This window comes from Paenibacillus sp. FSL R7-0216 (genome assembly GCF_037969915.1).
GTDB lineage: Bacteria > Bacillota > Bacilli > Paenibacillales > Paenibacillaceae > Fontibacillus > Fontibacillus rhizolycopersici.
The window spans coordinates 4254353-4275407 of record NZ_CP150222.1; the positions used below are offsets into that span (position 1 = coordinate 4254353).

A 21055-nucleotide genomic window follows, 5' to 3' on the forward strand; every position below is an offset into this window, starting at 1 on the left:
TAATTATGTGAAGACGACGGCATCCTGTCAATCTGTGTATCCGAAGGGTTCGGTGAAGGTTAAATGAAGGAATGATGAAGGGGCGCTTCACTGTCCAAGGATGAACATCATTACCGTAGCAGTCGCAACCCGTTCAGAATAACCAGCAGGGTACTGCCCTCGTGACCGACCACGCCCAGCGGCAGCGGAATGCCTGCAGCAAAGTTGCTTACGATTAGCATCAGGATGACCGCTCCAGCAAAGGTTAGGTTCTGCTTCACGATCCGCCGGGCTCGGCGAGCAAGCGAGATCGTCTCTGCGATCCGCTCAATGCTGTCGTTCATCAGCACAACATCCGCCACCTCCAGCGCTGCACCGCTGCCGCCGCCGCCCATAGCGATGCCCACGGTCGCCGCAGCCAGCGCCGGCGCGTCGTTTACTCCGTCGCCGACCATCGCGACGCTGCCGTAACGCTCCCGCAGCGCCTTCACGTGCTCGACCTTCTCCTGCGGGAGCAAGTCGCCGTACACGAGGTCGACGCCGATCTCCCCGGCCAACGCGTTCGCGGTCACGCCGCGGTCACCCGTCAACATGGCGACGGTGAGCCCCAGTTCGTGCAACTGGGCGATGGCCGCCTTGGCTTGCGAGCGAACCTCGTCGCGGAGCGCGATCAAGCCGGCGTATTCACCGTTCCGCTGAATGGCGGACACGGTATGACCTTCGGCGATCCAGGCGTGAAGCTGATCTGCCATCGGCTGAGGCAACATCGAATCACCCTCGTCTACCTTGCCTACCCGCCACGTGGCGCCGAACACCTCCGCTTCGATGCCCCAGCCGGGCAGCGCTCGCAGCTCCTCCGCCCCGCGGAGCGGGACCCCTTCGGCCTCCGCCTTGCGTACGATTGCCTTGGCCAGCGGATGCTCCGACAGGCTCTCCGCCGCAGCGCAGGCCGCAAGCACCTCCCGCGGGTCAAAGCCCACTGCGGTGTAGAGCCCTGTCACTACCGGTGAACCCTCCGTCAGCGTTCCGGTTTTGTCGAAGGCGACGACCCGGATGCTGCCGAGATGGTCCATATGAGCCCCGCCTTTAAACAACACGCCTTTGCGGGCGCTCTTCGACATCGCCGATAACATCGCCGGCATCACCGACGAGACGATGGCGCAAGGTGATGCGACGACGAGAAACACCATCGCCTTATAGAAGGCAAAGGACCAACTCCAGCCGACCAGCAACGGCGTGAGCAAGATTAACGCCAGCGTGGCGGCCACGATCGTTTTGGCATAAATCCCTTCGAGTCGTTTGATGAATCGCTGGGTCCCCGGAACCTCCTGTTGAGCTTGCTCCACGAGGGTGATGATCTTCGAGAACAAGGTGCCTTCCGCCGGACTGGATACCTCGACGTATATCGCGCCTTCTCCGTTTAGCGTCCCGGCATACACACCGTCACCCGGTTGTTTATCCACCGGGATCGATTCGCCGGTGATCGCCGATTGGTTCACCGCAGAGCTCCCGGTTCGGATCGTTCCGTCCGCAGGAATTACCTCACCTGGTTTGACCAGTAGCAGATCGCCAACTGCCAGGGCTTCCACCGCTACCTCCTCCACCCCGTCTCCGCTGACACGTAATGCGGTTTCCGGCTTCATCGCGATTAGCGCAGAGATATCCTTGCGGCTCCGGTCGCTGGCGAACGATTCCAAAGCACCGCTCAAAGCAAAGATAAAGATCAGCATCGCGCCTTCGTTCCAGTAGCCGATTGAGGCCGCACCAAGTGCTGCAGCGATCATTAACAGATTGACGTCCAAATCCCGCTCTTTCACTAACGTGATCAAGCCTTCCCGAGCTTTTACGTATCCTCCGACCGCATACGCGGCAATATAAAGAGCCATCGACACCCATGGCATCGCTTCTTGCATCCCCCAGGCCCAGGCTGCAAGCATCAACCCGCCGCTGCCTAACGCGAGGAGCATCTCCTGATGACGTAACAGACGCAACCAATCGAACCGACGTTTCCTGCCCGGGTTGGGCTGATTCGCTGACTTTTGGATCTCGCTTAACGTTCTTCTATGCACAGCTTCCATGACGAACTCCTCCTTTTAAGTCACTTGCGTTGAGAATGAAAATTATTGTTAACCCCCTAAAAATGGCGCAAGCTGCCCCGGGATCTTCCCGGAGCAGCTCACAAATGAGAACGATAATCATTTTTGTATCAGGACAATAATTTTGGCTTAGTGAAACTTTACTTTTATTTTATGCCAATTCTCCCGTCTTGTAAACACCCCACCTTGCCCCATCCAAACGCAAAAAAAGCCGCTGACCGGGACGGATATCACCGTATTCCCGATTCAGCGGCTTCAGTATAATAGCGGATTAGGCCTGGCTGGCGGCGATCGCCTGCTCCAAATCATAAAGGATGTCGTCGATCGACTCCGTCCCCACGGATAAGCGAATCAAGCCCGGTGTGACGCCGGCGGCCTGTTGCTCCGCTTCTCCCAACTGTTGGTGCGTGGTGCTGGCCGGGTGGATGATCAGCGACTTGGAATCGCCGACGTTGGCCAAATGCGAGAACAACTTCACGTTTTCGATCAGCTTGCGCCCGGCATCCACGCCGCCGCGGATTTCAAACGTAAGGATGGCGCCTTGGCCTTTCAGCAAATATTTCTGCGCAAGTTCGTAAGATTCGTGACTCGGCAGCCCGGCGTAGCTGACCCACTCAACCTGTTCATGCGCTTCCAGGTACTGCGCCACTTTCAAAGCGTTTTGGCTGTGGCGTTCCACGCGCAGATGCAAAGTTTCAAGCCCTTGCAGCAGCAGCCAAGCATTAAACGGAGATAACGAAGCGCCCATATCACGCTGCAGCTGAACGCGAGCTTTAATGATGTATGCCAGCGGACCAACCGCTTGTGTGTAAACGACGCCGTGATAACTTGGATCGGGTTCGGTCAGGCCCGGGAATTTGCCGCTGGCAGCCCAATCGAACTTACCGCTGTCCACGATGATGCCGCCGATCGAGGTGCCGTGTCCACCGATGAATTTGGTTGCCGAATGCACGACGATGTCCGCACCGAAGTCGATCGGACGCAGCAAGTATGGGCTTGGGAACGTATTGTCGACGATCAGCGGAATGCCATGCTCATGGGCAATCGCGGCTACCGCCTCGATGTCCAGCACATCGCCCTTCGGGTTGCCCAGCGTTTCGGCGTATAACGCCTTCGTCTTGTCCGTGATCGCGGCGCGGAAGTTTTCCGGATTCGAGGAATCCACGAACTTTACGTTAATGCCCAGCTTGGGCAGCGTTGTCGAAAACAGGTTAAACGTACCTCCGTACAGCGTCGTGGAAGAAACGATTTCATCGCCCGCTCCGGCGATGTTCAAGATGGAGAAAGTGATCGCTGCCTGGCCAGAGGCCGTTGCGAGCGCCCCAACGCCGCCTTCAAGCGCAGCCACGCGTTTCTCGAACACGTCGTTGGTCGGGTTCATAATCCGGGAATAAATGTTGCCGAATTCCTTCAAACCAAACAGGTTAGCCGCGTGCTCGGTGTCCCGAAAACCGTAGGACGTCGTTTGATACAGTGGAACCGCCCGGGAGTAAGTAGTGGGGTCGATCTCCTGACCCGCGTGGATCGCCAGTGTTTCTGGGGCATATTGACGCTCTTCAGACATTGATAATTCCTCCTTTAAGATGTTGTTCAAAAAAATCATCTATCCATGATGAAATTTTGAATTGGCACTTTATCGTGCAGAGTTTTTTCATATTCTCTCACATCTCATGGAATTTGAAAATAGGAAATCCGATAATTTTTATATGAATTACTCAGATTGAGCTATCCAGTTGATATTTGCGGATAAAATACGCATCCTCGAACGTTGGCGCGCATTCCCTTAATCCCGGGAAAGGGGGATCCTGCCCTACCAACTTGACATAGATTCCTCCCGACGTTTCCCGAAACTCGATCAAGCCCGCCTCCGGACAACGGTCGAATTGCTCGCGCGTTAGGTTCCCCTCCCAAAGCGGGTAGGGAAGATCCGCTAACCAGGACGTTCTGCCTCCGTAAAAGCGTACTTTTCCCCGATCCAGCCAAAGCACGTGATCGGCCGCCTCCTCCCATTCGCTCAGCTCGTGTACTGCCGCTATCACCGTTCGCCCTTCCGCATATCGGTTCAAGTAGGTGATCGCCAGCTTCCGCTCTCCGGTATCCATGCCGTTCAACGGCTCGTCCAGGAATAGGAATCTCGGGGCGGCCAGCAGCGACTGAGCCAAAGTCACCCGCCTTTGCACGCCTCCGGACAACCGCTTGATCTTGATGTTCCGATAAGACTCCAGTCGAAAATCACGGAGCAGCTCGCCGGTCCGCTCGGAATGGAATACCCCCTTCATCTCCGACAAGTACAGAAGCAGCTTAGTGGGAGTCATATTTTCGTACAGTTCGATTTCCGACGGCACATAACCGATCTGGCTGCGCACTAGCGGTAAATCGGACAAAGCGGACCGCTCCTGGTACAGGATTTCCCCCTTGTGAGGCAGGCTCACCGTTGCCAACAGCTCCAGCAAAGTGGTTTTCCCTGCTCCGTTGACCCCAACGAGCAGGGTTAATCCCGGCTTCAATTGCAGCCGGTCAATTTGAAGAACAAACCCGCCTACAGGGCGTTCCCGCAACCCCTCAATGCGAATCATGGCCGCGTACCGCCCTGTGCCGCGCCAGTCTGCAAGTTCCGACTGCGAATATACGAGCGGAACAGCAGAAGGGTGCCGACCAGCAGGAAAGCGATGTTCATCGCGATCCCTACACCTGCTCCTGCTCCCGTCCCGGCATTCAAATGGATTACCGAGGTCTGGTCGATGAGGAGCAGCCAAAGAGCGTATACGCCTCCCGCGGACATAACCCCCGCCTTATGGCCGTAACGAAATAAAGCGTACATCGCTGCCCCTCCGGTAAGCAGGGATATTCCTAACCATTCCAGTAAAAAGGGGATAAACGGCAACGCAGTTTCCCCCGCGGAAGCCACGCGGATGCTCACCGCCACGGAGCTAACCAATGCCCAGCCGACGACCAGCGCCATGACCATCAGCATCCGGCTGTAAATGACCAGTGCCGGCGGGTAGGGCGTAACGCTCTCGATGGCGCGCATCCCCCGGTCCCAGGTGCGGTAGCTATACAGCATCGACGCGATCAGCATAAGCGGCGTGATCAGCGAGAACATGCTGGGCATACCGTCTCCCAACAGCCAATTGGACAGAGGCTGCTTCGGATCAACCAAAAATACCAGCATCAAAAACACGGCTGCCCCGGTCAGCATCAACGAACGGCGGTTCATTTGAAATTGACTACGCAGCAATCGGCCCAGGGACGGCGGTTCGACCCGCGCGTTAAAATCAAGGAATGCGGCGGCGTTTTGCGCCTGAAGGACGGCGAATTCCGGCTGCAACGCCTCGATTAACGCCGCGGTATCCAGCGGTGTTGGACTCGGTTGTAGCGCCTGTCGCAACGGCTCGCGAAGCTCCCGCTCCAATCGCTCTAGTTCTTTATCAATGGATGGTTCCATGCGTCGGCACCTCACTTTCCTCTTCGCGTATTTTTTTGACTTCCCAGTCCGAAAAAGAAGGGTCGGCCGTGCGAGATAACGCCCGCTTCAGCTTGCGCAACCCCCCGTACAGATGCGACTTGACCGAGCTCAGCGGCAGCTCCAGTAGCTCGGCGATCTCTTGCAGCTTCAAGTCATGGAAGAAGCGCATGCGCACCACCTCTTGCTGCACCTCCGGCAGCTGAGTCATCGATTCGGCCAACTGCTGCACCGTTTCCTGCCGTTCGATCAATTCCTCCGCCCTTGGCGCCGGATCGGCATCCTCCGGGATCGTATCCGTGCCGGCGTATTCCGAACGGTAAGAGGCGCTGCGCCAATAATCCCGGCATAAATTGAGCGCTACTTTATAGAGCCAGGGGCGAAGCTGTTCCATCCCGCCATGCCGCTTGAGATGGCGGATCAACCGGATAAACGTCTCCTGGACGATGTCCTCCGCTTTGCCTCGATCTTTCAATTGGCTCGCGACATAGGACAGCAGCGGTCCATGGTACCTCGTAACCAGCAACTCGAACGCTTCCTGGTCGCCGGCAGCCATTCGCTCGGCCAGCAACGAGTCCGATATCATGATGTTTCCTCCCCCTTTGCATTTCTCTTATTCCTCTTCCACACTGATCCAACGTTCCCTCTTCCCAATCAACCAGACGGCAAAGGCAAGCAAGATCAACGATGCAATCAACAAACCGATCCGATTGTGCGGAAAGGAATAGGTTTTTTTCAAATAACTTGCGTATAACGTCCATCGCCCCAACCATTCTCCCGAGCTCATCGTATCGAGTACCCAAACGGCAAAGCCCAACACTAATCCTCCGTAGATCCGGCGAAACGCAATGATTCCGGCGGTACTTAAGGAGATCAACAGCACGTAAGCCGGGAGGTTCTGAAGAATCAAGGAACCGGCAGTCATCTCGGCTTGAGGAATCACCTCAGCGCCATTCCAAGGATACCGAAGCGTCCAAATTCCCCCGAAATGCCAAGCATAGACCGACATCAGGACCATCCCTAACCCCGCTGTTAATAGGATGGACATCAGCCATCTTCGGAACGCCAGCATCCTTAACGAAATGGGATACGTGGCGATGACCTCCATGCCGCCTCCTCCGATTTCCCGCTGGAATAGCAGCAGGGGTATGATGATCGCCAGGGAAAACAGGGCCATTTCCGAGAAATAATACACATTTCTTGGGCGACCGGGGTCACTAAGCACGATGCTGAGGATATAGACGGCGAACAGCAGCAGCGCCAGCCAAGCCATCGGTTGTTTCTGTACTTTTAGCTCCAAAGTCGCTCCGCGAAACCAGCTTCGAGCGTCAGTTCGCAACTGCATCATGCATCACCCGCTTCCATTCCCGTTCCCATTCGTCATACGGAATCGGCCTAGGTCCACCCTCTGCGTCGGCTTGATTAGGGATTTCCAATCCAAGCGCGTAGAAATGGTTTAACACCTCTTTCACCTGCTTGTTCTTCCCTTCATCCAGCGCCCCGGCTACTTGTGCCGCCATCCGCAATCCCACGTGATCCGGATCGGCATCTTCCGAAGGATCAAACAAGTTGTACAACAGGCCGCCCCCAGAACCTTGCTTCAAATCATCGGCGGTATACCCTTTATACTCTCGGTAATACATATACCACATCAAGGCGCGAAGCTGCGGACGCACATCTTCGGAAGCCTTCAGAATGTCCATTTGCCCTTCGCTCGTACCGAGCAGCATCGAGTTCATCAGTTGGTCTGCGAAGTATTCCACTTCGCTCACCAGCCAGATCAAATAATAGGTTTTATTCTCCATTTCAAGGGAGTGATTATTGTTCATCGACAGCATCAGCACTTGATCCAGTTTAGGATCCAAATGGTTGACCCATCCGGCAAAATAAACATACTCCCCGGCCCATTCTTCCAACAGCTTTTCGGCCGTCTTGACGTCGTAGGGCGTAGTCACGAGGCGAACCGGCAGCTTCGGGTCGCTCACTTCTTCAAACTCCCCACTGTAAAAGCGGACGAACGCCGTCGATTTGCCTTCGAACACTTGGCCTTCGCGAGTTTGTTCCTTTTGTTCCAGATTTCCGTACAGCTTGGATGCAAACCCGGACGTTGAGATACGGAAATGGGCGGGCGGAAGGCGCCAGCCGCCATAATCGGCCGCCACCTGCAAAGAATCCTCGTAACTGTTCTTCATATAAACCGGAAAATCCCCCGGCAGTGGATACCATGCGACATAGCCGGGAAGGAAAACGTTCTCCCCCTTAACAAAAGCCAAGTAGGATCCCTCGGTATAATTCTGCGCCACGTAATCCATAACCTTTCCGGTATATTCCATCTCGACTTGGACGGTCTCGTCTGCGGTCAAAGGAGCGGATAATTGGACCGTAAGCTTCTCTCCCTCATGCGTGAACGGAACGGGAGAACCCGACACCGCCAACCGTTCTATATGGAACGTACGATTGAGCGTGAACAGCAACTCGCCGCGTCCTGTTAACTGGCCTGCCGGAATTTGCAGCGCTGTTTTGATTTTCAACCGATCATCTGACTCCCGTTGCAAGTGGATATCGTACCGCTCGATCTGAAACGTTTCGACTTTCTGGTCTTGGATCGCTTCCACCGTCTTAACGGCAGGATCTCTGAGTTTCTCATGCAATCCGGCATAACGTTCGCCCCAAATGGAGAGGTAGGGGATAAAGGCTCCGGCCGCCAGCAGCAGGGCTAAACCTCCAGCCACCCAATTGCTTCGGCGAAAGGCAGTCGGGCGCAACCGGTTGAGCAGGAGCACGCCCGCCGTCAACAGCAGTAGCGTAAACGCCAGTACAAACCAGCGGGAGGCCGCCAGTTCGTCTGCGATCAGGCGAATGCCCCACGTTTCGGCATCGGAATCCCCGGTCACGAACAGCTGATTGAGATGGAACGTACGCAGCACGTACCATTTGTTACGGTCCAACAGGAACATATCCAGAAAGAACGTTCCAAACATCCAGGCGCAAAAAGCGATCAAATAGACGGCCCGATTGGCGATACAAATGGCGAGCAGCATCGCCAGCGCCAAGGTCACCAGATAGGAAACCTCGAAGGTTAGCAGATAATAAACCGCAAATTCCCGGGTGATTGTAAACGCTACGTCCATCCTCGCGGAGTTCCAGACGAACGCGGCGCCGGCCAGCACCGAAAATATCGTGAAATACAGTACCCCTGCCATATATTTCGCTGAAATCCTGGACATATAGGACACCGGCAGCGCCCCATTCCATTCATAGGAGGTACGGCGAATGTCTCGACGGATCGTCAGCACGCCAAGGAGCATCGTCAGCCCCAGGCTCATCGTGTGCAGCAGCGTCAGGCTGGTGTACGAACGTTGAAAAAACAAAATTTCACGTCCTGGCAGCCGTTCAAGATTCCAGAACACGAGCAGGCCGAACACGAGCGGCAAACCCAGCAGCCACCGGTTTCCGAACAGCATGCGAAGCTCGAATTGAAACAGACGTCTCCATTTGTTCATTACCGAGCCGCCCCTTCCATCAAGCCCGTTCGCAGCAGGGCCAAATACCCGTCCTCCAGGGTTGGTGGAACGAGCGCGGCCTCTTGGGCTACCTCCAGCGGCGCTTCGCCGATCATGCGGCACAACAGGCCGCCTCCCGTCGGACGTGTGGACACGACGGACATCGGATCAAGCCGGGCAAACTGGCTCTCGCTTAGGCGAACCTCCCACACCTTGCCGCGTCCGAACTCTTGCAGCTCGGATAACTCCCCGGACAGCTTGACTCTCCCTTTATCGAGGACGGCGATTTGGCGACAGTTGCTTTCGATGTCGGCAACGATATGCGTCGACAGCAGCACGATCCGTCCCAGACTGAAGCGGGTCAACAGATTGCGGAAGCGGACGCGCTCCTCGGGATCCAGTCCAGCCGTGGGCTCATCCACGATCAGGACCTGCGGCGAACCCAGCAGCGCTTGGGCAATGCCGAGTCGGCGTTTCATGCCGCCGGAATAGGTCTGCACTCTTTTTCGCGCCTTATCCTGCAAATTTACTTGCTCCAGAAGAGCCTCAATCTCCGCTTTGCGTTTCTTCTTGTCCGTCATTCCTTTCATCACCGCAACATAGTCGAGGTATTCTACCCCCGTCAGCTGCGGGTAAACCTGAAATTGCTGAGGGAGATAACCGATCATGCGGCGGATCTCCTCCGCCTGGCGCAGCGAGACGCCAAACAGCGTCGCCTCGCCCGAAGTAGGTGGCGTGAGCGTGGCCAATATGCGCATCAGCGACGATTTCCCGGCACCATTGGGGCCCAGAAGCCCCACCATACCTTCGTTTAGCGTTAAGGTGACATCATCTAGCGCTAGACCGCCGCGCGTATATTTTTTGGATAAATGATCAATTTGTATCATACTGTTCCTCTTTTCCAAGCGTTTTATCAAGTGACGCCTTCCGCGGGAGGCATCTGTAGCTGTAACGGAAAGCGTCCATAAAAAGTTTGGATCAACGAAAAAAGGGTGCTATTTCCACACCCGCTCTGGAATAGCACCCTGTTTCTCCCTCATGTAGCCTTCTTGAGCCGGCCAAGGCCGGACCTTGTCTTAATAGCTGTTTTGGCTGGTTTGCCCTTGGGCGATAGCCACACCGGCACTCGTGCCCAGGCGCGTTGCCCCCGCCTTAATCATCGCTTCGGCATCAGCCAGCGAACGCACGCCGCCAGACGCCTTCACGCCGACGTTTGGACCCACCGTTTTGCGCATGAGCTCGACCGCTTCCACCGTCGCCCCGCCGGTCGAAAATCCGGTTGATGTTTTGACGAAATCGGCTCCGGCTTCGACGGATAACTTGCTGGCCCGGACAATCTCCTCGTCGGAAAGCAGACAGGTTTCAATAATAACCTTCACCAGCGCTTTCCCGGCAGCAGCTTGGACAACCCCGGCGACATCGCGGCGGACGAATTCGTCGTCACCGTCTTTAAGCGCACCGATGTTGATGACCATATCGACCTCGCCGGCCCCCTCGGAAATGGCATGGCTGGCTTCAAACGCCTTTACTTCCGGGGCCGAAGCACCCAGGGGGAAGCCGATCACGGTGCAGACTTTCACTGGAGTGTCTTTCAAGACCTCCGCAGCGGTCTTCACCCAAGTCGGGTTAACGCAGACGGAAGCGAAGCCGTATTGCTTAGCTTCTTCAGCCAGCTTGATGATGGCGGCGCGTCCGGCGTCCGCTTTCAGAAGGGTATGATCGATCATGGCAGTAATGGATTGGGAATGAGTGGACAAGGGAATTCCTCCGTTCGTTTTTTCGAATCTATATTTCTGGCTGTGCGGATCCTCAATATAAACTGGAGATCGTCACGCCGCTTGGCAGCTTAAACGGATGCTCCGTATTGATATGATCATAAAACATGATACCGTTCAAATGGTCGATTTCATGCTGCATCACGATGGCGTCAAAACCTTTGAAACGCAGCTTAACCTCGTTGCCCGCCTCATCGCAGGCTTTGATCTGAACCTTCTCATAACGCGGTACGAATCCCTGCACCGGCCGATCCACCGACAAGCAGCCTTCGCTCTCCGGTAAATACGTCATTGCCTGGGAATGGCTGATGATCTTCGGATTATACATGGCGATCGGCCGATCCTGACCGTTCTCGTCCGTCAGTAAAGCGGCAAACATCCGCTTATTCAGCCCAATCTGGTTCGCCGATAATCCCACTCCTGCGCGCAGCTTGTATTTCTTCGCCATCTCCGGATCCTGGCTGTTCTTCAGGAACTGCAACATCGCCGCCATTTCCTCGCGGTCTTCCTCGGTTGGGGGAACACTGACGGGTTCCGTCACCACTCTAAGAATAGGTTCCCCTTCTCTAACAATGTCATCCATCGTAATGATGTAATCGCGGTTGAATTTACTCATAAATAAACAGTTCATCCACCTTCGTCTGCAAAATATGCGCAAGCCTGAATGCAAGCTCAAGCGTCGGGTCGTACCGGTTATTCTCCACGCTATTGATCGTTTGGCGCGTCACGCCGCATTCTGCGGCCAGCTCGTTCTGGGTTAAACCCAGTCGCTTTCGGAGCTGCTTGATCTTATTGTTCATCGGCACCACCAGAATGTCAAAAGTTTTGGACTTCACCATGGTATCACGACCCTATTGACCTGTCAAAATCAAGATCTCATCTTGATTCCCCAGACCGAGTCCTTCTGGAATCCAGCCGCTTCACGCAACGCCGGAAGCCGCTCATCCTCCGGATAATGCTGTTCCAAATACCGGACGTAAGCCTCGCGCAGGCGGATTTCCTGATCCAACTTGTTATATTCGCTCGGATGCTTCTCCAGCCGCGCCAATGCGGCATCCCAGCGTGCCAGATCCGCCTTCGTCGTCCGGCCTTTCCGAGTCCGCTCCGAAAGCGAGGTTAACTCTTCATAAGATTCCCGAAGCTTGGCCGAATATTTGAACTTTTGGTTAAACAAACCCAATACCACGATGAATAGAAAAAAAACGATCCACGCCCCGATATGCTCCATTCGCCGTTGCTCCCTTCGCTTTTTAAGCAAAAATAAAAGCTCCCGCTGCCAGGAGCCGCCATACCTTCGTTCTTTGCTATAGCTTCATCGCCATTGTCGTATCATCGTTTTATTTATATTTGTGCCAGTCCAGTTCGCTCGTATTTAACAGGTGTTCGAAATCATTGTCGAGCCGTTTCTGCTCGGCACGACGCGCTTCCTCTTTGCGTACGCGCGCCTCCTCCTGATGTCGTTCCTCATCTTTCTTCAATTCATTAGCCTGCGCCCTCAGCTTGGCCAGCGTATCCTCGCCAAGCAGATCCTTCAGCGTAGCCGGTTTATCCGCCGCCGGATTGGCCGGCGTGCCTGGCCCGGAACGTCCCTTCTTCTTGCCCATGGATGCTTCACCTCGGTTCCGACGATCCTCTGTAGTTCAAGCCTAAAGTATCATAGTCGAAAAAACGTTGTCAATACGACGTGATTTGGTCCAAACCGCTGAGGAACAAGCTGAGATTGAACTCCAGACTCTCCCCTAACTCGAGCGGCAAGCCAAACGCGCCGCGACGTTCCAGGGAGGCGAAGCCGTGAATCAGACTTCGCAGCCCGCGCACGGTGTGCAAGGCTTGATCCTCTCTTAATGAGTAGCTGCCGAGATAACGCAGGATCAGATCTACGATGCGCCCTCCAGCTGCCTGCAACGCCGGATCCGGACCAGGTGCGGCCTGCGCCGCATCGTACAACCCGGGATATGCATAAGCAAAATCAAGATACGTCTTGGCAAACCGGTGGATCGCCGCTCTCCCCGTTGCTTCACCGGTGGAAGTCGAAATATGCTCATAAAGCCGATTTAGAGCGTATATGGCCAATTCCGTGCGAATTTGTTCCAGGCCGCTCACATGGTTATAGAGAGAAGGCGGCCGAATTCCCAATTTCTTGGCGATCGAGGTGATCGTCACGGCCTCCAACCCCTCCGCGTTTGCCACATCTACGGCAGCCATCAGCACCGCCGTGCTGTCAATCCCGATTCTTGGCGACATGCTCAATCCCCCTTCCGGCCGGTCTCAGCCGGTGTAGTTGTTGGCTGCACCGTTCCTTGTGCACGTTCGGCCGCCGCAATCGCCTTGGCTATGGCGGCGGCCGGCTGCTCCAACACCGGCCCGTGTCCGACCGCCAATAGCGATGGCTTTAGGCCGGCCAGCTTGCGGGCGCTCGCTAACGCGGTTTCCTTATGCCAGGTGGCGAGCGCCGGAAACGGGAACAGCGGGCGAACAGTGCCGCTCACCGCGATACCCGCCCGGGTTTGGAAGGCGTCGCCCGCGACAAGCGCGCCGCTGCGCGTGTCGAGCAAGGCAAACGATCCCGGCGTATGGCCCGGAGCCGCCACGGCCAGCAACGAACCGATCCGATCCCCATCCGTAAACGTGACATCCGCTCGGGTGATCAGCTTCTTCGGTACCCCGCCGCGGATCGGGGAGGTCGGTTCGCCCGGATCTAGCGAAACGTCGCCGTCCATCAAACGCGCATCGCGAGCAGATACATGCACCGCTACCTCGGGAAGCTTCGCCTTCAAGGCATCCAGCGCCCCGACGTGATCGTCATGCACATGCGTGAGGATGATGCGTGTCAGCGGTTTGCCGATTTTTTGCACGGCCTGAAGGATCCCTTTGGAACTATACGGCAAAGCCGCGTCGATCAGCGTAACGCCATCCTCTTCCTCCACCAAATAACAATTCACCGGAAACAACCGGGGAATAAACGACAGTTGCAGAAGCTGTCCAACCTTCGTTATTTTCATAAGATAATCGCCTCTTTCCCATTAACTAATACCTTTAGTTTTAGTTTAAACTAATGCCGTTAGTTTTGCAAGCAGGTTTTCACCTATTTTGAAGTCGTACAAGCGTGCCTGGCCGAATATGCTGTACAAGCAGCTTCATTTTATTTCAACAGTTGGAGGTTTCGTTATGAACAGCTTTCTTAGCTATGTACTGCTTGGTTTATCTTTATCCGCCCCCATCGGGCCGGTGAATGCAGCTCAATTGGACAAAGGCATTCGCGGCGGGTTCCTGCACGCCTGGTTCGTTGGGCTTGGCGCCCTTTCTGCCGATTTGGTGTACATGCTGCTCGTTTACTTTGGCGTGGTTCACTTCCTGAATACCCCGTTCATGAAAACTTTCCTTTGGTTGTTTGGTTTCTTCGTGCTCACCTATATTGGGATCGATAGCCTGAAGCAAGCCGGCAAAATCCCAGCGGGCGAAATGAGAGGCAGCGAGCCGCTGCGGAAATCGTTTTTATCCGGATTTCTCATGTCCGTCAGCAACCCGCTGTCCATCTTATTCTGGCTAGGGATTTACGGTTCGGTATTGGCTCAAGCGTCAGCAAATATGCAAACTCAAGATCTGATCATGAACAGCGGCGCCATTATCGTTGGACTGCTGCTCTGGGATTTTACCATGGCCGGGTTTGCTAGTGTGTTCCGCAAGTTGCTCACGAACCAGATTTTGGTCCTCGTTTCGGTAATGTCGGGCGTGTCCTTGATCGGCTTCGGACTTTATTTCGGCTATCAAGCCGCCTTGCTGCTTGCAGAGCGACTATAAGTTTACGTCGTCCGCTTGGGACGCAGGACCAGCGATTTGGCCTGTCTCCCTCTCTTCTTGGCTTGCTTCTTCGGCTTCCACACGACAAACTGCATAATTAGCGTCACGATCCCGATCACGCCGACAAACGCCAAACTCCCCCAAAAGCCCGGCCGGCTCGTATCATGAAATAACGTTCCTGTCACCGCCAATACGATCAAGATCATACCGCCCCATCGTTTGATCTGTCCAAACGCACTGAGTTTGAGGAGCTTACCTGAAGTAACCAAGATAAAAAACCAGTTATAAAGCAGCAGTAATCCGGCAGAGGTCGTAATGTACTCATAAATGCGCCCCGGCATCACGAAAGACAGCACCACGGAAGCCGCAAGTCCAACTGCGGTTAAGCCGATGGCGTAAAGCGGCCGCCCCCGCCAAGCCTTACCGGCAAATAGCGGCGGTGCATCCTTGTCTTTCGCAAGTGTGACAAGCATGGTTGTCACTGCATACAACGAGGCCACCATCGTGGAGAAACCAGCGACAATCAACACGCCGTTAAACACATGAGGGATAAAGGGCAACGGGTATTTGCCTAGGGCCGTAACGAATGGGCTGCGCTTGGGGTCGATAGCGTTCCATGCAACCATGGTGACTGCAAGCCCCACCGAGAGCAAATAGACCACCGAGAGCAACAGCAACATGATCGTTCCGGACTTCGGGGCTTCTTTCGGATCCCGTAACCGAATGGCCATCATCCCCATCACCTCGATGCCACCGAAAGCGTAAAACGCAAAGATGAAACCCGACCATAAGCCCATTCCCCCGGCTGGAAAAAAAGTCTTCGCGGTATGCGGGAATTCCGGCGCTTTGCCGCCCCCTCCGGGAATCCAGCCCATTAACGCGGCTCCCGCAACGACCAAGAACATCAGGATCGCGGCAATTTTGATGACCGACAGGATATTTTCCATCGAATCGAACACCTTGTTGCCGAGTAAAATGACACCCAGCCCCAGCACGGCATATCCGATCGCAAAGATCCACATCGGCACACCGGGGAACCAGAAACGCGAGAACAGGGATAACGCGGTGAGTTGGCTGCCCATGATGAGGAGTTCCGAGCTCCAATAGACCCAGCCGCTGCCAAAGCCCGCCCAGCGTCCAAAGGCTCGTTTCGCATAGGAACGGAAGGATCCCTGCTCCGGTCGATCCGCAGTCATGCGAGCCAACACCTCAAACACTGTGTAGGTGCCAACCGCAGCCAACAGGAACGCGATCAGGATGGATGGACCCGCCATACGGATTCCGATGCCTGACCCAAGAAAATAGCCGGTGCCTATCGTCGAAGCCACTCCCAGCAAGGAGAGTTGCCACCAGCGTAAATCTCCTTTTTTCCCCTCTGCGTTTTCCACCTTCGCCATTCTCTTTCCCCCGTTTCATCGAATTTCTTCGTTCCTGCCATCCCCCTATTGTGCGACGGGGAACAGGAAATATGTAACCCTCGCTTTTGTAAAAAAAAGCACCTGAGGCCTCGCCAACAGCAGCGAAACCCCAAGTGCTATACTCTTACATTTATCGCACGAATCGGTATGTCATTTGGCTGTGTCTTCGACCGACTTCTGCCCAAGACGCCCTTCTTTAGACGGCCAGAAGGCCGCTTTGCCGAGCAGCATCGTGATGGCAGGCACAAGGAACGGACGCACGAGGAACGTGTCGAGCAAGACCCCCACTGCCGCGATGATACCGAACTGTACCAGCACTTGAATCGGCAGCGTGGCCAATACCGCAAACGTTCCGGCCAGGATCAGACCGGCCGAGGTAATGACATTCCCGGTTTCATTGACGCCTTCACGGATCGCATCCTTCAGCGGCATCACCTTACGTTTCTTCCAAATGCTCGAGATCAAGAAGATGTTATAGTCTTCGCCAAGCGCGACCAGGAACACGAACGCATACAGCGGGATCAGCCCTTGGATCGCAGCGTTACCCATTAGGTCGTGGAGGACAACCCAACCGATGCCGAGCGCGGCGAAATAAGATAATACGACAGTTAGGATCAAGTAAACCATGGCGACGATCGAGCGGAGATAGACGAGCAGCAGCAACGCGATCAGACCGATAACGATTGGAATAATGACCTTCGTATCGCGAGCATTGGTGTTCTCAGTATCGTATTGCGTAGCGGTTTGCCCGCTGATCCATACCTTATTCTCCGGTTCGCCGATACCTTCGTCCGCCAGCAGGCTTTCCGCCGTCTGCCGCAGCTCTGGAATATGCTTCATCGCTTCGTTGGAATACGGATTGACGTTCAATTGCAGCTCAACGGCCCGGATATCGGGGTTGGTCTTGCCATCGGCCGGTGTAGATACCTGACTGACATAAGGCAAGCTGCTGAACGTGCCTTGCAGATCGATGTCCTTCCCTTCCGTATCCACCATCAGCTTAACCGGAGCCAATTCCCCCGGCGTAAATTTATCGGCGATCACTGCAAATCCTTCCCGAGAAGGCGTATCCTCCGGGAAGGAGGAGAGCAGGTCGACCGTGTATTCGATTCGGGTTGCCTGAGAAGCCAATACTCCCAGAAGCAGCGTCGTCACGATAAAAATCGTCCATGGCCGCTTCGTTACCGTTCGGCCGATCCAACCGGCCGAAGCTTTGGACTTGGGATGGCGATTGGGTTTCCCCCGGCGTTTGGCCCGTTCCGTTTGCATTTCCGGCGTGCGCGGAATAAACGGGAAGAACGAGGCGCGGCCCAAAATAGCCAATAGCGCCGGTACAAGGGTTAAGCTGGCAATCCCCATGATCAGGATTGACAAGCTAAACGGGACGCCAAAACGCTGCACCGAACCGTATTGGGCTAACAGCAGCACTAGCAAAGCGATCACGACGGTAAATCCGCTCATGGCAATCGCGCCCGAAGAGCCTTTGACCGCAGCGGCCAGTGCTTTCGACTTCTCCTTTTCTTCCGTCAACAGCTGCCGGAAATGGGAGATCAAGAACAAACAGTAGTCGGTTCCCGCCCCGAACAGCAGCACGGTCATAATTGAAATGGCCTGCGAGTCAACGGTAATCCAACCCTGCTCCGCCATTTTGCCAAGGATCGGTCCGGCTACGCCGTAAGCAAAACCAACGGCGATCAACGGAATGATGGCCAAGATCGGCGAACGGTAAATAAGCAGCAGCAAAATCAGCACGATCAAGACGGTGGCGATCATCAGCGAAACGTCGGCGCTCGAGAACAGCCCCACCGCATCGATCGAAATTCCGGCCGGTCCGGACACTCGGGCAACAAGCCCCTGGTCTCCGAGCTTAGCGTCAAACGGATCTTTCTCAAAGATCGTCTCCGCTTGGCTGCGGATCTCTTCCATGCCGGTCTTCATCACATCGGTTTCCGCCCCCTTGGCGAAGAAGAACGGAAGCACCCACGTCGTGCCGTCTTCGGAAGCCTGTTGCTTGAGCGCCGGCAGCGGCATTTGTTCGAGCGGGAGCACGAGCTCCATCCCTTCCAACGGATTAGCCGTGAAATACGACGTCAGTTCCTGCAAGCGGGTGTAATCCTCATCCGTCAACCCGCCTTCCCGCGTCCAGACTGTTAAGGCTGGAATGCCGCTGTCGCTGGGGAACTCCTGCTCCGCCAGCTGTTCGGCTATCACGGAGGGCTGGTTCGCATCCAAATTGGCCGCATTGTTCCGCTCCATCGAGTTTACGCTGGGCCATACGGCGCTTAATCCGCCGGCAAGCAAAATCCAAACGGCCAGCGTAATCCACTTGGATCTTCGGCCAGCCACAAGTTGGGACAGTCGACCAAGTATTTTATCCATTTATGATTCCATCTCCTTTTCTATATCGTAGGCTCACGTGATTTACATCACTCTGAATATTAATTATATATACCGGAAGGTTAATTATCAAACAAAAAATATGATATAATGTTTGCTCAGTACAAGTTGCTCGAGGTGATGAAGGTTGACCCAGCCGCATAAACGTTCCTTGGGACGGCCCGTCCAGCAGCCGGACGCCTTGGCGACGTCCGAGCAGATCCTGCGTACCGCGTCCCTCTTGTTCATGGAGAAGGGGTATAAATCCGTATCCATGAACGAGGTCGCAGAGCAGTGCGGGATCACGAAAGCTAGCGTCTATTATTATTATCCGACTAAACAAGATTTGTTTGTTGCCTCCGTGGCAACGACGCTTGCGCGGGTAAACGGACGGATCCGGAAGCTGCTGGTAGAGCCCGGCACGTTTCGGGAGAGACTACTTCAAATTACAATGAACTATTTAAGAATCCCTCGGGTTCACATGGACGAGATGTTCCGCAACATTCAGCATCATTTGTCTGGAGAGCAGCAGGAGACTTTAATCCGCCATGAAAACGATCTGTACGAGACGCTACGCGAAGGGTTTGCCCAAGCTGCCGAGTCAGGCGAAATCGTCTGCAGCGACCCGAACCTGGTCGCCCATCTGTATGTTTCTATGCTGCGGGTGGGAGAACGCCAATATGCCGACAAGAATAAGCTGTTTCCTTCGGCGGAACAGGCGGCTGAAGCGATCGTTGCCTTTTTGTGGAGAGGGATTCATAACTAAAACAGCAAAGGAGGAGGAAGGGCTGTGGCATTCGGCGTGTCGCGAGAGGAATTGGAGGCATGGAAACAGACGGTGGCCCGCGGAGAGATCGGATTCTTGACTCATTTTTGGCTGGATCCACGTTTTCCCGAAGCCAAGACGGTCACCAAGGTCGGCTGTTCCGATCTGGAGCGGCTCAAAGCCTGGTGTGAGGCCCACGACCTTCCCACTCGATATATTCATCACCGTTCGCCATTCCCCCATTTCGACCTGATTGGGCCGAAACAACGGGAAGTGCTGCGGGAGGAGGGGCTTTGGGATCAACTGGAGCGATTTCGCCTCTAATAGATATAGATAAAGGCTGCTCGTAGGGTTCATCCCCTGCGAACAGCCTTTTTTGTCGTTCATTAATGCCCTGAAGGAGCAGATAACCCTACCCGTTCGATCAGTCTCGTGCTCTCCTCGTTTAATCCGATGATGCGGATTTCCTTGCCCAGTTGATGATATTTGAGAATCAGTTTCGAAATCGCGTTCACGGCCGACTGATCCCATACATGCGACTTTGAAAAGTCCACCGCCACCCGCTGCGGATCGCCGGCTGCATCAAACTCCTGCAGAAAATGACTCACCGTTCCGAAGAAGAGCTGTCCGGCGACGACATAAGTTTTGGCTCCTTGCTCCTCACGGACGGAAGTCCGGATTCGGGCCATTTTCCAGGCGAAGGATAACGCGCTGAGCAAGACGCCCATCCCCACGCCGATGGACAGGTTATCCGTCGCAACCACGGCCACCACCGTCACCACCATGACAAGGGCGTCCGACACGGGAACCTTGCGAAGCGATGTCAGGGAATTCCAATCAAAGGTGCCGATCGATACCATAAACATGACGCCAACAAGCGCCGCCATCGGAATCTGTTGAACTACGTCCCCTAAGACGATGACCAAGAACAGAAGGCCCATACCAGAGACCAACGTCGACAGCCTCGTCCGACCGCCGGATTTCATGTTGATCATCGACTGCCCGATCATAGCACAGCCCCCCATCCCCCCGAAAAATCCAGTCACGATATTCGCCAACCCTTGGCCCTTCATTTCACGGTTCTTGTCACTTGATGTATCCGTGATCTCATCGATCAGCGTTGCGGTCATGAGCGATTCTAACAGCCCTACGAATGCTAGCGACAACGACACCGGGAAGATAGTCTTCAGCATGTCCCAGGTGATTCCAACTTCGGGAAGATGGAACGCCGGCAACGCTGACGTTATTGCGCCCATGTCGCCGACCGTTCTCACATCCAGATGCAGTGAGATGGTTAATACGGAGACCGCGATGATCGCAACCAGGGCGGAAGGAACCGCTTTGGTCAATCGCGGAAATAGATAGATGATCGCGAGCGTTAACGCCACTAACCCGTACATCAGCCAACCTTGTTTCTCGAAATGGGTGAGTTGCGCCATAAAAATCAAAATAGCTAATGCATTCACAAACCCGGTCATCACCGGATGCGGCAAGAAGCTGATGAATCGGCCCAATTTCAGATAACCCATGATGATTTGCAAAACCCCAGCCAAAACCGTGGCCGCAAACAAATACTCGATTCCATGTTCGCGAACGAGTCCGCCCATCAGCAGCGCCATCGCGCCGGTAGCCGCAGAGATCATGCCCGGCCGCCCGCCGGCGAACGCAATCACGACAGCGATACTAAAGGAAGCGTACAACCCAACCATGGGGCTCACGCCGGCCAGAATCGAGAACGCAATCGCCTCAGGGATCAAGGCAAAAGCTACCGTCAGACCGGACAACACATCACTTCGGGAGTTGGAAAACCAAACCCGTTTTATATTCAAATGATGAAGCAAGTAAAAATCCCCCTCTTTCTTAAATCACAAACAGGAC

At 54.9% G+C, this 21055-nt stretch carries 21 protein-coding genes; 3 read left to right on the forward strand and 18 right to left on the reverse strand.

The features are described 5' to 3' along the window. Positions 1–110 precede the first annotated feature (110 nt). The 15 genes from MKZ15_RS19615 to MKZ15_RS19685 form a co-directional block, all read right to left on the reverse strand. Complete coding sequence (locus MKZ15_RS19615; RefSeq protein ID WP_155607843.1) at positions 111–2057, reverse strand: heavy metal translocating P-type ATPase; 1947 nt, start codon at positions 2055–2057, stop codon at positions 111–113. Positions 2058–2346: 289 nt separating this feature from the next. Continuing rightward, positions 2347–3639, reverse strand: a complete 1293-nt coding sequence (locus tag MKZ15_RS19620) for a homocysteine synthase (protein WP_339817492.1) — start codon at positions 3637–3639, stop codon at positions 2347–2349. 151 nt (positions 3640–3790) lie between these two features. Next, positions 3791–4651 (reverse strand): ABC transporter ATP-binding protein, encoded by an 861-nt coding sequence (locus tag MKZ15_RS19625; RefSeq protein WP_193417822.1) that lies wholly within the window; start codon positions 4649–4651, stop codon positions 3791–3793. Beyond that, positions 4648–5520 (reverse strand): hypothetical protein, encoded by an 873-nt coding sequence (locus MKZ15_RS19630; protein WP_339817495.1) that lies wholly within the window; start codon positions 5518–5520, stop codon positions 4648–4650. Before MKZ15_RS19630 ends, MKZ15_RS19625 begins: the two co-directional genes overlap by 4 nt. Beyond that, positions 5504–6124 (reverse strand): RNA polymerase sigma factor, encoded by a 621-nt coding sequence (locus MKZ15_RS19635; RefSeq protein ID WP_155607839.1) that lies wholly within the window; start codon positions 6122–6124, stop codon positions 5504–5506. Before MKZ15_RS19635 ends, MKZ15_RS19630 begins: the two co-directional genes overlap by 17 nt. Before the next feature lie 27 nt (positions 6125–6151). Then, the gene (locus tag MKZ15_RS19640; protein WP_339817499.1) at positions 6152–6886 is read right to left on the reverse strand and encodes a hypothetical protein; all 735 of its coding nucleotides are present in this window, start codon (positions 6884–6886) and stop codon (positions 6152–6154) included. After that, entirely contained in the window at positions 6867–9041 is a 2175-nt protein-coding gene (locus MKZ15_RS19645; protein WP_339817502.1) for a hypothetical protein, read from the reverse strand. The genes MKZ15_RS19640 and MKZ15_RS19645 overlap by 20 nt, the downstream gene beginning before the upstream one ends. Beyond that, on the reverse strand, positions 9041–9928 hold the full coding sequence (locus MKZ15_RS19650) for an ABC transporter ATP-binding protein (RefSeq protein WP_155607836.1): 888 nt from the start codon (positions 9926–9928) through the stop codon (positions 9041–9043). The genes MKZ15_RS19645 and MKZ15_RS19650 overlap by 1 nt, the downstream gene beginning before the upstream one ends. Before the next feature lie 189 nt (positions 9929–10117). Next, positions 10118–10768, reverse strand: coding sequence for a deoxyribose-phosphate aldolase (deoC, locus tag MKZ15_RS19655; RefSeq protein WP_240908792.1), 651 nt, complete (start codon positions 10766–10768; stop codon positions 10118–10120). A gap of 82 nt (positions 10769–10850) precedes the next feature. After that, positions 10851–11432, reverse strand: coding sequence for a peptide deformylase (gene def / locus MKZ15_RS19660; protein WP_155607834.1), 582 nt, complete (start codon positions 11430–11432; stop codon positions 10851–10853). Then, entirely contained in the window at positions 11425–11616 is a 192-nt protein-coding gene (locus MKZ15_RS19665) for a helix-turn-helix transcriptional regulator (protein ID WP_155607876.1), read from the reverse strand. The genes def and MKZ15_RS19665 overlap by 8 nt, the downstream gene beginning before the upstream one ends. A gap of 68 nt (positions 11617–11684) precedes the next feature. Continuing rightward, a complete protein-coding gene (locus tag MKZ15_RS19670) occupies positions 11685–12044 on the reverse strand; it encodes a hypothetical protein (RefSeq protein ID WP_167521274.1) in 360 nt (119 codons plus the stop codon). Positions 12045–12153: 109 nt separating this feature from the next. After that, a complete protein-coding gene (locus MKZ15_RS19675) occupies positions 12154–12420 on the reverse strand; it encodes a YqkE family protein (RefSeq protein WP_339817505.1) in 267 nt (88 codons plus the stop codon). Positions 12421–12490: 70 nt separating this feature from the next. Next, positions 12491–13060, reverse strand: a complete 570-nt coding sequence (locus MKZ15_RS19680; RefSeq protein ID WP_155607831.1) for a TetR/AcrR family transcriptional regulator — start codon at positions 13058–13060, stop codon at positions 12491–12493. Between the two features lie 2 nt (positions 13061–13062). Then, entirely contained in the window at positions 13063–13818 is a 756-nt protein-coding gene (locus MKZ15_RS19685) for an MBL fold metallo-hydrolase (protein ID WP_339817507.1), read from the reverse strand. Between the two features lie 166 nt (positions 13819–13984). Here MKZ15_RS19685 and MKZ15_RS19690 point away from each other — a divergent pair, with 166 nt between their 5' ends. Beyond that, the gene (locus tag MKZ15_RS19690; protein ID WP_339817511.1) at positions 13985–14617 is read left to right on the forward strand and encodes a LysE family transporter; all 633 of its coding nucleotides are present in this window, start codon (positions 13985–13987) and stop codon (positions 14615–14617) included. A 2-nt stretch (positions 14618–14619) separates the two neighbouring features. Here MKZ15_RS19690 and MKZ15_RS19695 read toward each other — a convergent pair whose 3' ends face one another. Together MKZ15_RS19695 and MKZ15_RS19700 are read right to left on the reverse strand one after the other, a co-directional pair. Continuing rightward, positions 14620–16014: an amino acid permease gene (locus tag MKZ15_RS19695; protein ID WP_339817514.1), complete on the reverse strand. Its 1395-nt coding sequence runs from the start codon at positions 16012–16014 to the stop codon at positions 14620–14622. Between the two features lie 171 nt (positions 16015–16185). Further along, on the reverse strand, positions 16186–18414 hold the full coding sequence (locus MKZ15_RS19700) for an MMPL family transporter (protein WP_339817515.1): 2229 nt from the start codon (positions 18412–18414) through the stop codon (positions 16186–16188). Between the two features lie 145 nt (positions 18415–18559). Here MKZ15_RS19700 and MKZ15_RS19705 point away from each other — a divergent pair, with 145 nt between their 5' ends. Continuing rightward, on the forward strand, positions 18560–19177 hold the full coding sequence (locus MKZ15_RS19705) for a TetR/AcrR family transcriptional regulator (RefSeq protein ID WP_193417798.1): 618 nt from the start codon (positions 18560–18562) through the stop codon (positions 19175–19177). Positions 19178–19201: 24 nt separating this feature from the next. Next, positions 19202–19501 carry a hypothetical protein gene (locus tag MKZ15_RS19710; protein ID WP_193417796.1) on the forward strand — a complete coding sequence of 100 codons (300 nt, stop codon included), beginning with the start codon at positions 19202–19204 and terminating at the stop codon, positions 19499–19501. A 62-nt stretch (positions 19502–19563) separates the two neighbouring features. Here MKZ15_RS19710 and MKZ15_RS19715 read toward each other — a convergent pair whose 3' ends face one another. Continuing rightward, complete coding sequence (locus MKZ15_RS19715) at positions 19564–21018, reverse strand: SulP family inorganic anion transporter (protein WP_339817519.1); 1455 nt, start codon at positions 21016–21018, stop codon at positions 19564–19566. Between the last annotated feature and the right edge of the window lie 37 nt (positions 21019–21055).

What these genes read in the sequence shown, in the direction of transcription:
- MKZ15_RS19615 (WP_155607843.1), bottom strand. Translation starts at nt 2,057, where the DNA reads ATGGAAGCTGTGCATAGAAGAACGTTAAGCGAGATCCAAAAGTCAGCG.
- MKZ15_RS19620 (WP_339817492.1), bottom strand. Translation starts at nt 3,639, where the DNA reads ATGTCTGAAGAGCGTCAATATGCCCCAGAAACACTGGCGATCCACGCG.
- MKZ15_RS19625 (WP_193417822.1), bottom strand. Translation starts at nt 4,651, where the DNA reads ATGATTCGCATTGAGGGGTTGCGGGAACGCCCTGTAGGCGGGTTTGTT.
- MKZ15_RS19630 (WP_339817495.1), bottom strand. Translation starts at nt 5,520, where the DNA reads ATGGAACCATCCATTGATAAAGAACTAGAGCGATTGGAGCGGGAGCTT.
- MKZ15_RS19635 (WP_155607839.1), bottom strand. Translation starts at nt 6,124, where the DNA reads ATGATATCGGACTCGTTGCTGGCCGAGCGAATGGCTGCCGGCGACCAG.
- MKZ15_RS19640 (WP_339817499.1), bottom strand. Translation starts at nt 6,886, where the DNA reads ATGATGCAGTTGCGAACTGACGCTCGAAGCTGGTTTCGCGGAGCGACT.
- MKZ15_RS19645 (WP_339817502.1), bottom strand. Translation starts at nt 9,041, where the DNA reads ATGAACAAATGGAGACGTCTGTTTCAATTCGAGCTTCGCATGCTGTTC.
- MKZ15_RS19650 (WP_155607836.1), bottom strand. Translation starts at nt 9,928, where the DNA reads ATGATACAAATTGATCATTTATCCAAAAAATATACGCGCGGCGGTCTA.
- deoC (WP_240908792.1), bottom strand. Translation starts at nt 10,768, where the DNA reads ATGATCGATCATACCCTTCTGAAAGCGGACGCCGGACGCGCCGCCATC.
- def (WP_155607834.1), bottom strand. Translation starts at nt 11,432, where the DNA reads ATGAGTAAATTCAACCGCGATTACATCATTACGATGGATGACATTGTT.
- MKZ15_RS19665 (WP_155607876.1), bottom strand. Translation starts at nt 11,616, where the DNA reads ATGAACAATAAGATCAAGCAGCTCCGAAAGCGACTGGGTTTAACCCAG.
- MKZ15_RS19670 (WP_167521274.1), bottom strand. Translation starts at nt 12,044, where the DNA reads ATGGAGCATATCGGGGCGTGGATCGTTTTTTTTCTATTCATCGTGGTA.
- MKZ15_RS19675 (WP_339817505.1), bottom strand. Translation starts at nt 12,420, where the DNA reads ATGGGCAAGAAGAAGGGACGTTCCGGGCCAGGCACGCCGGCCAATCCG.
- MKZ15_RS19680 (WP_155607831.1), bottom strand. Translation starts at nt 13,060, where the DNA reads ATGTCGCCAAGAATCGGGATTGACAGCACGGCGGTGCTGATGGCTGCC.
- MKZ15_RS19685 (WP_339817507.1), bottom strand. Translation starts at nt 13,818, where the DNA reads ATGAAAATAACGAAGGTTGGACAGCTTCTGCAACTGTCGTTTATTCCC.
- MKZ15_RS19690 (WP_339817511.1), top strand. Translation starts at nt 13,985, where the DNA reads ATGAACAGCTTTCTTAGCTATGTACTGCTTGGTTTATCTTTATCCGCC.
- MKZ15_RS19695 (WP_339817514.1), bottom strand. Translation starts at nt 16,014, where the DNA reads ATGGCGAAGGTGGAAAACGCAGAGGGGAAAAAAGGAGATTTACGCTGG.
- MKZ15_RS19700 (WP_339817515.1), bottom strand. Translation starts at nt 18,414, where the DNA reads ATGGATAAAATACTTGGTCGACTGTCCCAACTTGTGGCTGGCCGAAGA.